We start from the raw sequence: 12,388 nt of genomic DNA, 5'->3' as shown, positions 1-12,388 counted from the left end.
GTCCGGGTAGCGTCGGGGAATGACCAGCCCGAGCCGCGCCCTGACCCGGGTCGAGGCGCAGACCCGAGCCGCACTCGTCCGCGTCGGGGGATACGCGGTCTCCCTCGACGTCACCGACCCCGCCACGTACGTCTCCCGCACCGTCGTCGACTTCGCCTGCGCCTCACCCGGCGCCGCCACCTTCGTGGAGATGAAAGACGTCCGGCCGGAGCGGATCCTCCTCAACGGGCGGCCCCTGGACCCGGCCACGCTGGACGGCAACCGGCTGCCGCTGCCCGGGCTGCGCGCCGCCAACCGGCTCGAGGTGACGTTCTCCGCGGACTACTCGCGGACCGGCGAAGGGCTGCACCGCAGCGTCGACCCCGAGGACGGCGAGGTCTACCTGTACGGGCAGGCGCCGCTCGACGAGGCGCAGCGCATCTTCGCCTGCTTCGACCAGCCCGACCTGAAGGCGCCCGTCACGCTGACCGTCACCGCGCCTCCACAGTGGACGGTGCACGGCAACGCGCCGCTGCGCCAGGCCGGCGACGGCGTGTGGGCGTTCGAGCCGACCCCGCCGATCGCGCCGTACCTCTTCACGGTGCTCGCCGGGCCGTGGCACGTCCGTACCGCCGAGCACGACGGCATCCCGCTCGGCCTGCTCTGCCGCCGGTCCCTCGCGCCGCACCTGGACGCCGACGCCGGTGAGCTGTTCGCCGCCACGGCCGCGAACCTCGACCGCTACCACGAGCTCTTCGGCGTGCGGTACGCGTTCGGCAAGTACGACCAGGCGTTCATCCCCGACTTCCCGGGCGGCGCGGTCGAGAACCCGGGCCTGGTCACGTTCAAGGAGGAGTTCCTCTTCCGGACCGTGGCCACCGACTACGACCGCCTGCGCCGCTTCGTGGTCATGGCGCACGAGCTGGCGCACATGTGGTTCGGCAACCTCGTCACCCTGCGGTGGTGGGACGACATCTGGCTCAACGAGGCGTTCGCCGAGCTGATGGGGTGGCGGGTCGCCGCCGAGACCGGCCGCCACCCCGGCGCCGCCGCGGACTTCGCGGCGTGGCGCGAGCGCTGGGGCATGCTCGCCGACCGGCGGCCCTCCACGCACCCGGTCGCGCCCGACGACGTCGCCGACACCGCCGCCGCGTTCCTCAACTTCGACGGCATCTCCTACGCCAAGGGCGCCGCGGCGCTGCGGCAGCTGTCGGCGCTCCTCGGCGACGACGTGTTCCTCGCCGGGCTCCGCGCCTACTTCGAGCGTTTCCGCTTCGGCAACGCCGGCCTCGCCGACTTCCTCGCCGTGCTGGGCTCGGTGGCGGGCACCGACCTCGACGGCTGGGCCGACCTGTGGCTGCGCAGCACCGGGTTCAACACGTTGCGCCCGCTGCCCGGGCCGTCGGGCCTGACCGTCGAGCAGACCGGTGCGCCGCTGCGGCCGCACCGGTTCCGGATCACGGTGTACGACAGTCACGGCGCACGCGTCCGGGACGCCCCCGTCATCCTCGACGGCGGGTCCGTCGCGGTGGACGGGCGGTCCGGCCTGCCGCCCGGCGGCGTGCTGCTCGTCGACGACACCTACGCGAAGGTGCTCCTCGACCCCGCCAGCCTGGCGGCGCTGCCGTCCGTCCTGCCGGCGATCGCCGACCCCCACGCGCGGGCGCTGCTGTGGACCGCGGCGATGGACGCCGCCGGCGAGGGCGAGCTGTCACCCGAGGCGTTCCTCACCCTGCTGGAGGCCGCGCTGGCCGGCGAGGCGGAGACGAGCGTGCTGGTCGAGGTCCTCGCGTACGCCCGGGACGACCTCGCCCGGCGCGGGCTCGTCGACTTCGGCCCGCTCGCCGCGATCTGCGCCGCGGCCCTGTCGGCGGCGGCGCCGGGCAGCGGGCGGCAGGTCGCGCTCGCGACCGCGCTGACGACGGTCGCCGGTCCGCCGCACGTCCCGACGCTCGCCGACTGGCTCGCCCCCACCCCGGTCTCGGTGCTCACCGGCGTGGCGGCGCCCGCGTCGTCGCCGCTGCTGCCCGCGCCCACCGGCGCCGCGGGCCTCGTCGTCAGCCAGGACCTGCGGTGGGACGCGCTCGCCCGGCTCGCCGCGCTCGGCGCCGCGTCCGCGTCCGACGTCACCGCGGAGTCCCGGCGCGACCCCGGCAGCCGCGGCGCGGAGAAGGCCGCCAGGTGCCACGCCGCCCTGCCCGACGCGGACGCGAAGGCGGAGGCGTGGGAGATGATCGTGCGCGAGGAGCGGGCCGGGGTCGCGATGGCCGCCGCGGCCGGCTTCTGGCAGCACGGCCAGGAGGAGCTCACCGACCCCTATGTGGAGCGCTTCTTCGCCGACGCGCCCGCGATGGTGTCCGGCCGCTACCAGCTGTTCGCGAAGCTCATCGTGCGGCAGGCGTTCCCCCGGTACGCCGGCCGGTCGCGACGGCTCGCCTCGGTCATGCTCGCCGAGCGCTCCCTCGACCCGATCCTGCGCCGCGAGGTCGGCGACGCGGCGGCGGAGCTCTCGTTCGGCCCCGGTGTCGAAAACGGCGGCCGCCGTTCGACGCGTTGACAGTTGCTGGACCACGACAAGGGAGATCCACGATGCGCTACATGCTGATGCACAAGGTCAACGACGCCGACCCGGCCGCCTGGTCGCCGACGCCCGAGTTCCTGGCCAGGATGGGCGGGTTCATGACCGAGGTGAACAAGGCGGGCGTCCTGCTCGCGGCCGAGGGACTGCGGCCGAGCGCGGAGGGCGCGGCGGTGATCCGCGTCAAGAACGGCGCGCAGACCGTGGTCGACGGGCCGTTCGCCGAGGCGAAGGAGGTCATCGCCGGGTTCGCGATCCTGCAGGTCCGCGACCACGCCGAGGCCGTGGAGTGGGCGCAGCGCTTCACCGCGCTGTTCGACGAGATCGAGATCGAGGTCGAGGTCCGCAAGGTGGCCGACTTCGGCTGACGCTACGTTGGTGCCGTGACGCGAGCGGACACCCATCAGGCGATCGAGGCGGTCTGGCGGATCGAGGCGGCCAGGGTCATCGCCGGGGTCGCGCGCATGGTCGGTGACGTCGGCCTCGCCGAGGAGCTGGCCCAGGACGCCCTCCTGGCGGCGCTGGAGCAGTGGCCGGCCGAGGGCGTGCCGCGCAACCCCGGCGCCTGGCTGATGACGACCGCGAAACGGCGGGCGATCGACCAGATCAGGCGCCGGGAGCGGTTCGAGGCCCGGATGCCCGACCTGCTGCACCCCGACACCGCCGAGGACGAGTTCGAGGCCATCGGCGAGGACACCATCGAGGACGACCTCCTCCGGCTGATCTTCACCGCCTGCCACCCGGCGCTCACCGCCGAGTCCCGGGTGGCGCTGACCCTGCGCGTGCTCGGCGGCCTGTCCACCGACGAGATCGCCCGCGCCTTCCTCGTCCCGGGCGCGACCGCCGGCCAGCGCATCAGCCGGGCCAAGAAGACCCTCGCCGACGCGCGGGTGCCCTTCGAGCTGCCCACCGGCGCCGACCGCACGGCCCGGCTCGGCTCCGTTCTGGAGGTCATCTACCTCATCTTCAACGAGGGCTACTCCGCCACGGCCGGCGACGACTGGATGCGCCCGGCGCTGTGCGAGGAGGCGATGCGTCTCGGCCGCGTCCTGGCCGGACTGATGCCGGCCGAGCCCGAGGTCCACGGCCTGCTCGCGCTCATGGAGATCCAGGCCTCGCGCTCCGCGGCCCGCACCGGCCCGTCCGGCGAGCCGATCGTGCTGCTGGAGCAGGACCGCTCGCGCTGGGACCGGCTCCTCATCAGCCGCGGCCTGGCCGCCCTGTCGACCGCGGAGAGCCTCGGCGGCGGCACGTACACCCTCCAGGCCGCGATCGCCGCCTGCCACGCCCGCGCCGCCACGGCCGCCGACACCGACTGGCACCGCATCGCCGCCCTGTACGCCGAACTGCCCCCGTCCCCGGTCGTCGAGCTGAACCGGGCTGTCGCCGTCTCCATGGCCGACGGCCCGGCGGCCGGCCTGGCCGTCCTCGACCCGCTGCTGGAGGAGCCGTCGCTGCGTGGCTACCACCTGCTCCCCACCGTCCGCGCCGACTTCCTGCTCAAGCTCGGCCGCCGGGACGAGGCGCGGGCCGAGCTGGAGCGAGCCGCGTCGATGACCCGCAACGAACGCGAACGCGCCCTCCTGCTGGACCGGGCGAGCGGCGTCTAGCGGGCGCCGGCCGGGGGTGAGCGCCGCGCCGACCGGCACGGCAGGGCGGACACCGCAGTCCGGTGCCCGCCCTGTCGCGTACCTAACTCAGCAGTGGCCGAGGTCTTCCCAGTTGGCGGTCCAGCCGGGTTCGGAGCCCTGCGTCCACCACTTGGCGCGCCACAGGTGCTTGCCCTGGCCCGAGGCGGGGCCGTTCGGGTCGCCGTACTTGCTCTTCTCGTGCTTGACGGTCTGGCCCGTGGTGTAGACGGCGCCGATCGACCACTCCGGGGCGGCGTTGCAGCTGGTGGCCGGAGGGGTGGAGACCGACGGCGACGCCGACGGGGACTTGGACGGTGACGCGGAGGTGGTGGGCGTGGCCGAGCCGGTCGGCGTCACGCACGGACCGGCCGAGTCGACCGTGTCGGTGAAGGAGTTGCCGGCCGAGCGGTACGTGCCCGCCTGGCTGGTCACCTGCGCCGGCGTGAGCACCTGGTTCTTGGCGAACAGGACCCAGTCGACCTGCTGGATGTAGGTCGACATCCCACCGGTGTGCGCCGCCGTGTCGATGAACCAGAGGTTCCAGTTGATGGTCATCGTCTGGCGGGGGTAGAACTTGCCGGAGTGGTCGCCCATCTGGACGCCGTCGATGTAGTAGATGACGTGCCCGTTCGCGACGGTGACCACCAGGTCGTGCCACCCGTCGAAGCTGCGCCGCTGCTCCGAGTGGACGTTGTCGGCGAACCAGGGTTCGTTGCGGTAGGTGTACCAGGTCGTCTGGTAGTTGATCGGACCCTGCTCGCCCCAGCCGCCGTTCGGCAGATACTCCGAGATGTCCAGCTCGCTGTAGGTGGGGTCGAGGTCACCGTTGAGCGGGCTGATGGTGAAGAACGTCTCGTTGATGTGGTCGCCGTCGTTGCCGCTGACGGGCGTGTCGGTGAAGCGGACCCGGCTCGCGTAGGTGCCTTCGAGGTAGCGCTTCTGCGAGGAGTACAGCTCGGCCTGGTTGGTGCCGCCGCCGGTGCCGTCGGTGGAGGCCTGCAGCTGGAGCACCTTCTGACCGCCGTTGGTCGGGAAGGTGATGCTGTTGGCCGACCAGGTCGCGCCGGGCACGCCGGGACCGCCGGCGTACGTGCGCGGCACCCACCCGTGACTGGTCAGCGTGGGGTCCGACGACGAGCTGTAGTTGAAGTCGTCGAACAGGTAGCCACAGTTGTTCGCCGCGGCCGCGGCGGTGCCGACGGTGGCCGCGGTGACGGCCACGGCACCTCCCGCACCGAGCAGCGCGACGCCGGCCGCGACGGTGGCCAGAGATCGACGTTTGCCAATGGACATGGGCACAGTCCTCCTTGAGGGGAAAGGAGTTTGACGGACCTTACTTGACCGCGCCGGCGGTCATACCGGCTCGGATGTGCCGTTGGAACGCGACGTAGGCGATGAGCACCGGCAGCATTGCGATGGTGAGACCGGCGAACAGACCGCTCCAGTCGCTGCGATACCCCTGACTGACCGACAGGGCGGCCAAACCCTGCGCCAGGACATACCGATCTGGGTCGGGGTTGAGGACCAGCGGGAGCAGGTACTGGTTCCAGAGCCCGAGGAAGTTGAAGATGCCGACGGCGACGAGACCGGGACGGGCCATGGGCAGCATGACGCGGAAGAACACCGCGCCGTGCGAGCAGCCGTCCAGGAACGCCGCCTCCGCCACCTCCGTGGGGAGCGTCTTGAAGAACGCGTGCAGGAAGAAGACCGTGAAGGGCACCGCGTACGCGGCGTAGACCAGGATCAGCCCCTGGTAGGTGCCGAGCAGACCGAGCTGCTGCACGACGAAGAACAGCGGCACCAGGGCCAGGAACACCGGGAAGAACATGGCCGCGACGAACACGTAGTAGATGAACCGGTTGCCGCGGAACTCGTAGCGCGCCAGGGCGTAGGCGACCAGCGAGCCGAGCAGCATCGTCAGCAGCAGGCCCCCGCCCACCACGATCAGGCTGTTGAAGAAGTACCGGCCGATGTTCGCCTGGCTCCAGGCCCGGGCCCAGTTGCCCCACTGCGGGTCCGTGGGCAGCGACCAGGGGTCGTTGAGGATGTCGTTGTCCTTCTTGAAGGAGCTGACGATCGCCCACAGCAGCGGCAGCGCGGTGACGACCCCCCAGAGCAGCATCGCCAGGTGCACCGGGAAACGCTTCATGACAGCTCCAGCCGTTCTTTGCGGCCCGACCGCAGGGCGAGGATCGCGAGGGTCAGGGTGGCGAAGAACAGCGCGACGCCCATGGCCGAGGCGTAGCCGAACTTGCCGTAGGTGAAGGCGGTGCGGTACAGCGAGAGCCCGATGACCTCGGTCGCACCGTCCGGCCCGCCGGGCCCGACCGTCATCACCTGCACGATCGCGAACCCGTCGAGGGCCCCGATGCCCAGGTAGACGAACGCGACCTGCACGGTGTCGCGGACCAGTGGCAGCGTCACCTTGCGGAAGGTCGCCCAGCCGCCGGCGCCGTCGAGCAGCGCCGCCTCGAAGAGCTCCTTCGGGATGCCGTCGATGGCCGCGCTGAACAGCACCATGTAGAAGCCGACCGACGACCAGACCAGCACCGCCATGACTGCCGGCAGCGCCAGGGACGGGTCACCCAGCCAGCTGCGGGCGAGCCCGTCGAGGCCGAACGCCCGCAGCGCCCCGTTGAGCAGGCCGTTGGTCGGGTTGTAGACGAACTGCCACAGCACCGCGATGACCACCAGCGACAGCAGCTGGGGGAAGAAGTACACGATCTGGTAGGCGCCGGACCCCCGGATCCCCTTCCGGCCGCTGCCGCCGCCGATGTGCAGCATGCTCGCCAGGAACAGGCCCAGCGCGATCGTCACGACCGGCACGCAGATGAGCATGACCGCGTTGTTGCGCACGGCGTCGAGGAAGAGGGAGTCGCCGCCGAGGCGGGCGTAGTTGCCCGCCCCGACGAAGTGCGCCTCGCCGGCCACGCCGGTCCAGTCGGTGAGCGAGAGGTAGAACGCCTGCCCGTACGGCGACAGCACGAAGATGACGTGCAGCACCAGCGCCGGCGCCAGCGCACCGATGAGGAACCGGAGCCGACCGTGTTTCATCAGCGGGTGTACTTCTTGACGGAGCTGTCCTTGGCGATGGCGTCGGCGGCCTTCTGGATGCGGTCGGCCCACTCGGCCGGCGTGGCCCGCTTGTTGATCAGCTCGCCGGTGGCGTCGTCGACGGCCTTGGCCAGCGGCGCGTACCAGGTGCGGAAGCGGAACGTGAAGGCCTCCTTGCCGGCGGCCTTGACCGCGGCGCTGGTGGAGTCCAGACCGCTGGACAGGGTGAGCCCGTCGGTGGCGCCGACGACCGCGGGCAGCGTGCCGGCGCTCTCGGCGAAGCTCTTCGCCGACTGCTTCGAGAACAGGATCCGCAGGTATTCCATGCCGCCGGCGACGTTCTTGGCCTTGGACGGCACGATGAAGGCCTCGCTGCTGGCGGCCTGGATCGCCGCGCCGCCCATCTTGTCCGAGGCGGTGCGGGCCGGCACGGCGCCCATCACCATGTCGAAGCCCTTGGGTGCGACGTCCTTCTGCTCGGCCTCGAGCCAGGAGCCGCAGGGGATGAACGCGGCCTTGCCCTGGCACCACGCGGCCTGCGACTCGGTGTGCGACAGCGCCTCCGAGCCGGCCATGATGTAGCCCTTCGCGGCGAGCTCGGCGAACGCCTCGGCGGCGGCCTTGAACGCGTCGGACTTCCAGGCGTTCGGCTGCAGGTTGTCCACGGCCTTGAGCAGGTCGGTGCCGCCGGTCTTCGCCGCCATGGTCAGCAGCGGGTCGTTCATGTACTCGGGGTACTTGCCCTGGTAGGTCCAGGGGGCGATGCCCGCGGCCTTGATCGTGGCGCAGAGCGCCATCATCTCGTCCCAGGTCTTCGGGTACGTCCAGCCCTTGCTGGCGAAGAGCGGCTTGCTGTACCAGAGACCCCATGCGGTGTAGGTGAAGTTGAGCACGAGCGTCGAGCCGTCGAAGGTGCCGTCCTCGATGACGCCCGGCAGCAGCGTGTCCTTGACCTTGACCGCCGGGTCGTCGAACGACGGCGCCTCCAGCAGGTCCTTGAGGTCCGACAGCTGCTTCGCGCCGACGAGCGTGGCGAGGTCGAGGCGGCCGGCTCCGGTGTTGTCCACGACGTCCGGCGGGGTGTTGGCGACGAAGCGCGGCTGCAGCGCCTCGCCGACCTTCTGGATGCCCTTGTGGTCGATCGTGGCCTTCGGGTACTTGGACGTGTACAGGCCCTCGGCCTTCTTCGCGTAGTCGTCGCCGTAGCCGCCCTTGAAGATGACGACCTCCAGCGGCGCGTCCTCCTTCACACCGAGCGGGTTGGTGGAGCTCTTGGCGCCGGTCTCGGCCTTGGTGTCGCTGTCCTTGCCACTGGTCACACACGCGCTGAGCAGCGGGAGCGTGGCCCCGGCGGCGACCGCCGCACGGAGGACGGTCCGTCTTGTCGGGTACGGTTGGGCGAAGGGTGATGGGTTCATGACTGGGCCTTCTCTCCTAAGCGGTACGCCGGATGCGCCCGGCGTACCGCGCTTCGAGTGCTGCGTTGTGCTCCCGCCCGCCTGGAACGTTGTCGGACAGGTAGACCGGCGGCGTGACGCCGAGTGCCAGCAGCCGCGCCACCACTTCGGTGACGATCTGCTGGGCCAGCAGGGCCGCGGTGATCGAGGAGACGGCGCCGACCGCGCCGCCGCCCGGCAGGGGCAGCGACGCGTCGCCGTAGGGTGCCCCGTTGTCGAGGACCACGTCGGCGAAGTCGCTGAGCTTCATGCCGCTCTCGTGCCGCGAGTCGACGCGCGAGGAGTGCTCGAGCGACGTGATCGCGATGAGGGCGTGCCCGCGCTGCTTGACGAGCTGCGCCATCTCCACCACGGCGCCGTTGACGCCGGAGTTGGAGGCGATGACGAAGGTGTCGTCGGGCTTGACGGGGGCGAGGTCGTAGAGCCGGTGCGCGACGGTCGGCGTGCGCTCCAGCTGCGGGTCGGCGAGGACGGTCGACGGGTCGCCGCCGTAGAGGACGATGTCGCGCAGGGCGATCCTGTTGGTCGGCACGAGCCCTCCGGCGCGGCCGGCGATCTCCATCGCCAGGGCCTCGGAGTGCCCGCAGCCGAACGCCTGGATCACCCCGCCGGCCTGCAGCGTGGCGGTCATCAGGTCGGCGGCGTGCGCCACCAAGTCGGCCTGGCTGCTGGTGACGCGGTCGATGGCGGCGCGGATCACCTCGACGTAGTCCCCACTTCTGATGCTGGTCACAGCGGCTTTTCCCTCCGTGGTCGCTTGCGGTTGCTGTTCGTGTCGGGCACGCGGTGCGCGTCCACAGCGCGCACCGTGAGCTCCAGGGCCTCGGCGGTCCGTTCATAGGTGCGCTGCGCGACCGCCACGTAGATGAGGTCCAGGACCAGCAGTTGCGAGTGCAGTGCGGAGAGGGCCGCGACGCGGAAGGTGGTCTCGTGGACCGACGTCGTGAGCACCACGTCGGCGACCTCGGCGAGCGGCGAGCGGCCGAACGACGTCACCGCCACCGTCAGCGCGCCGTGGTCGGCGGCCTCGGCGAGGGTCTCGATCGCCTCGCGGGTGCGGCCGGAGTGCGACAGGCCGATCGCGACGTCGCCGGGGCCGAGCAGCGCGGCGTTGGTCAGCGCGGTGTGACTGTCCGACCGGTACCAGACCGGGACGCGGATGCGCTCCAGCCGGAAGGCCATCTCCCGGCCGGCGGTGCCGCTGCTGCCCAGCCCGAAGATCTCGACCCGCCCGGCGCCGGCGATCGCCGCGGCGACCCGCTCGACCTGCGCGACGTCGAGACCGGCGGCGGTCGCCTGGATCGCCCTGGTGTCCGCGGCGGTGATCACGTCGAGCACCCCGTCGAGGGGGTCGTCGGGCGCGATGTCGCCGCTGATGTCGGTCTCCCAGCGGGCCTGCTCGGCGCGGCCGGTCTCGGTCGCGATGGCGACCCGCAGGTTGGCGTAGCCTTTGAAGCCGAGCGTGCGGCTGAACCGGGTCACGGTCGCCGTGGAGGTGCCCGACCGCTCGGCAAGGTCGACGATGCTGGCGTGCGCCGCGGTCTCGGGGTCGTTGAGGATGGTCTCCGCGATCTTCCCGAGGGCATCCGGCATGGTCGGCCCCTCGATGCGCAGCCGCCCCAGCAGCCCGCCGCTCTCACCGGTCACTACGGTCATCCTTTTCATCGTCCTGTCTTGGCGATGAAAATTACGACCACTTCAACTTCTAGTCAATAAGCATTTTCTATGTTTCCATCATCGCCATGGTGCTCATCCTCGGGGTCGATGCCGGTGGTACGGCCTCCAAAGCGGTCGTCACCTCGGCCGACGGGACGGTCCTGGGGCGCGGGGCCGCGGGTCCGGGCAACCCGTCCGCTGTCGGGTCGGCGGCCGCGGTTGCGATCGGGGCGGCGGTCCGCGAGGCACTCGGCCCGCACGATCCGGGTGGGGTCGTCGCGGGCGTGGTGGGAGTCGCCGGGGTCAGCATCCTCGCTGATCCCGGCGTCGCCGCCGGCTTCGCCGACCAGTGGGCGGCCATCGGCCTGACCTGCCCGGTCCCCGTGGTCGCCGACGTGGTGACCGCCTACGCCGCGGGGGCCACCGCGGACCGGGGCGCCGTGCTGATCGCCGGCACCGGGGCGGTCGCGGCGCTGATCGACGGCACGGAGGTCGTGCGCGCCGCCGACGGCCTCGGCTGGCTGCTCGGCGACGAGGGCTCGGGCCTCTGGCTGGGCCTGCAGGCGGTCCGGCACGCGGCGCGGCACTGGTCGTCGTCGGGGCTCGCCGTCCGGGTGGCGCTGCACGCCGGCGTCACGTCCGCCGACGACCTCGTGCACTGGGCGCAGCGGCTGCCGCTCGGGTCGTTCGCCGCCCTCGCCCCGGTCGTGTGCGAGTTCGCCGCCGACGGTGACCCGGCCGCCGCCGCGATCGTGGCCGAGGGGGTGGACCGGCTGCTCCACACGCTCGACGCCCTCGATGCTCCTGATTCGGCCGTGGTACTGGCGGGAGGGCTGCTCACCGGGCCGACGCCCGTCCGGGCGGGGGTGCTGGACGCCCTGCACGACCGTGGCGTCGAGGTCGGCACCGCCCATGACCCCGCCCTGGGCGCCGCCAGGCTGGCCGCTCAGCTCTGGTCGAGGCGCACCGTGACGTCGACCTGAAGGAACGCCCGCAGTCGGCCGGCCTCGGCCAGTACCGACGCCGCATCGTCATCGGTCAGGCGACGGAACGGCGAGATGGTCAGGGCCTCGGCCGTCACCGACCAGATGCCCGCGACGAACCCGTCGACCAGGAAGGTGGGGTGGACCATCGAATAGCCCGGGCAGACCTTCGCGCGGTCCTCGTCGGCGATGATCCGGGTGCGGTCCTCGTGACTGAGCACCAGGTTGTCGAACTCCGGCAGGAAGCGCACCGGCGGCTCCTCGTCGCCGCCGCACACCGGCAGGTCCGGCAGGTCGAACAGCTCCTGCCCGCGCTCGTCGCGGTAGACCCGCAGCCGGTGCCGGTGCGCCTCGACGTCGTCGCGCAGCCGCTTCATCCCCGACCAGTTCTGCAGGTCGGGGACGCTCGCCGGGCCGCACGAGGCGAGGTACCGCCGCAGCAGCGTCCACACGTCCGGCCGCTCCTCCAGCGGCCCGCCCAGCCAGTCCTCGGCGAGCGCGCAGGTCACGTGCCCGCGGCGGCGCCAGACCCCGGACGGTGGCGGGTGCACCAGGTTCTCCTGGAACTGCACGACCCAGGCCAGGGCGATCCCCTTGCGGCCGGGGAACCGCTCGCCGAGCGCCTTCGCCAGCTTGGGCCGGGTCATGGCCTGGCCGCGCAGGATGTCGCGCCCGGCCGCGCCGATGTCGGCGATGTCCAGCCCGGCGAACTCCTTGGCGAACGGCGACAGCCCGCCGGTCCCCAGCCGCTGCTTGAGCATGGGCCGCAGCCAGCGGTAGTCGGCGCCGGTGGTCAGGTGCTGGGTGCGCCGCAGCAGCCCGGCGCGCACCACCCGGCGGTCGGTGAGCGCCTCGACGAGGTCCTCGTGCCGCGCCCGGCGGGTCCTGGTCCACAGGCCGACGTAGGGCGCGTCGACCTCCTGCGCCTGCACCGCGACGAGGTGCGCGACCACCTCGTCGACCGGGCGTGGATCGGGCTCGCCATCGGGCGTCGTCAGCAGCTGGCGCTGCAGGTAGGTGCGGTTGAGCTGCCGCTTCGTGAGGATCACA

At 71.9% G+C, this 12,388-nt stretch carries 11 protein-coding genes; 4 read left to right on the top strand and 7 right to left on the bottom strand.

The features are described 5' to 3' along the window. Positions 1-19 precede the first annotated feature (19 nt). The 3 genes from pepN to AB0J72_RS04965 are packed head-to-tail and all read left to right on the top strand — an operon-like array spanning position 20 to position 4,167. Positions 20-2,536, top strand: a complete 2,517-nt coding sequence (gene pepN / locus AB0J72_RS04975; RefSeq protein ID WP_363394502.1) for an aminopeptidase N — start codon at positions 20-22, stop codon at positions 2,534-2,536. 32 nt (positions 2,537-2,568) lie between these two features. Continuing rightward, complete coding sequence (locus tag AB0J72_RS04970) at positions 2,569-2,925, top strand: YciI family protein (protein WP_363394500.1); 357 nt, start codon at positions 2,569-2,571, stop codon at positions 2,923-2,925. Positions 2,926-2,940: 15 nt separating this feature from the next. Beyond that, complete coding sequence (locus tag AB0J72_RS04965; protein WP_363394498.1) at positions 2,941-4,167, top strand: RNA polymerase sigma factor; 1,227 nt, start codon at positions 2,941-2,943, stop codon at positions 4,165-4,167. Positions 4,168-4,254: 87 nt separating this feature from the next. Here the strand turns inward: AB0J72_RS04965 and AB0J72_RS04960 are convergent, their stop codons facing one another. From AB0J72_RS04960 to AB0J72_RS04935, 6 genes are read right to left on the bottom strand one after another with little or no spacing between them, the layout of a single operon-like run. After that, positions 4,255-5,481: a glycosyl hydrolase gene (locus AB0J72_RS04960; RefSeq protein WP_363394496.1), complete on the bottom strand. Its 1,227-nt coding sequence runs from the start codon at positions 5,479-5,481 to the stop codon at positions 4,255-4,257. Between the two features lie 40 nt (positions 5,482-5,521). Next, on the bottom strand, positions 5,522-6,337 hold the full coding sequence (locus tag AB0J72_RS04955) for a carbohydrate ABC transporter permease (RefSeq protein WP_363394494.1): 816 nt from the start codon (positions 6,335-6,337) through the stop codon (positions 5,522-5,524). Beyond that, positions 6,334-7,242, bottom strand: coding sequence for a sugar ABC transporter permease (locus AB0J72_RS04950; RefSeq protein ID WP_363394492.1), 909 nt, complete (start codon positions 7,240-7,242; stop codon positions 6,334-6,336). The genes AB0J72_RS04955 and AB0J72_RS04950 overlap by 4 nt, the downstream gene beginning before the upstream one ends. Beyond that, complete coding sequence (gene ngcE / locus AB0J72_RS04945; protein WP_363394490.1) at positions 7,242-8,660, bottom strand: N-acetylglucosamine/diacetylchitobiose ABC transporter substrate-binding protein; 1,419 nt, start codon at positions 8,658-8,660, stop codon at positions 7,242-7,244. Before ngcE ends, AB0J72_RS04950 begins: the two co-directional genes overlap by 1 nt. Before the next feature lie 16 nt (positions 8,661-8,676). Beyond that, positions 8,677-9,432, bottom strand: a complete 756-nt coding sequence (locus tag AB0J72_RS04940) for an SIS domain-containing protein (RefSeq protein WP_363394488.1) — start codon at positions 9,430-9,432, stop codon at positions 8,677-8,679. Next, positions 9,429-10,292: a MurR/RpiR family transcriptional regulator gene (locus tag AB0J72_RS04935; protein WP_344510463.1), complete on the bottom strand. Its 864-nt coding sequence runs from the start codon at positions 10,290-10,292 to the stop codon at positions 9,429-9,431. Before AB0J72_RS04935 ends, AB0J72_RS04940 begins: the two co-directional genes overlap by 4 nt. Positions 10,293-10,441: 149 nt before the next feature. Here AB0J72_RS04935 and AB0J72_RS04930 point away from each other — a divergent pair, with 149 nt between their 5' ends. Continuing rightward, positions 10,442-11,338, top strand: a complete 897-nt coding sequence (locus AB0J72_RS04930) for a BadF/BadG/BcrA/BcrD ATPase family protein (protein ID WP_363394486.1) — start codon at positions 10,442-10,444, stop codon at positions 11,336-11,338. On the opposite strand, the gene AB0J72_RS04925 is transcribed toward AB0J72_RS04930, so the two are convergent. Beyond that, positions 11,302-12,387: a winged helix DNA-binding domain-containing protein gene (locus AB0J72_RS04925; protein ID WP_363394484.1), complete on the bottom strand. Its 1,086-nt coding sequence runs from the start codon at positions 12,385-12,387 to the stop codon at positions 11,302-11,304. The two genes, AB0J72_RS04930 and AB0J72_RS04925, sit on opposite strands and share 37 nt — an antisense overlap. Position 12,388: the final 1 nt, after the last annotated feature.

It is taken from the genome of Dactylosporangium sp. NPDC049742 (assembly GCF_040674675.1).
GTDB classification, from domain to species: Bacteria; Actinomycetota; Actinomycetes; order Mycobacteriales; family Micromonosporaceae; genus Dactylosporangium; species Dactylosporangium maewongense.
This window is presented reverse-complemented; position numbering and strand designations above follow the sequence as displayed.

Excerpts from the sequence above, each read along its gene's own strand:
- pepN (WP_363394502.1), top strand. The coding sequence starts at position 20 with ATGACCAGCCCGAGCCGCGCCCTGACCCGGGTCGAGGCGCAGACCCGA.
- AB0J72_RS04970 (WP_363394500.1), top strand. The coding sequence starts at position 2,569 with ATGCGCTACATGCTGATGCACAAGGTCAACGACGCCGACCCGGCCGCC.
- AB0J72_RS04960 (WP_363394496.1), bottom strand. The coding sequence starts at position 5,481 with ATGTCCATTGGCAAACGTCGATCTCTGGCCACCGTCGCGGCCGGCGTC.
- AB0J72_RS04955 (WP_363394494.1), bottom strand. The coding sequence starts at position 6,337 with ATGAAGCGTTTCCCGGTGCACCTGGCGATGCTGCTCTGGGGGGTCGTC.
- AB0J72_RS04950 (WP_363394492.1), bottom strand. The coding sequence starts at position 7,242 with ATGAAACACGGTCGGCTCCGGTTCCTCATCGGTGCGCTGGCGCCGGCG.
- ngcE (WP_363394490.1), bottom strand. The coding sequence starts at position 8,660 with ATGAACCCATCACCCTTCGCCCAACCGTACCCGACAAGACGGACCGTC.
- AB0J72_RS04935 (WP_344510463.1), bottom strand. The coding sequence starts at position 10,292 with ATGCCGGATGCCCTCGGGAAGATCGCGGAGACCATCCTCAACGACCCC.
- AB0J72_RS04930 (WP_363394486.1), top strand. The coding sequence starts at position 10,442 with ATGGTGCTCATCCTCGGGGTCGATGCCGGTGGTACGGCCTCCAAAGCG.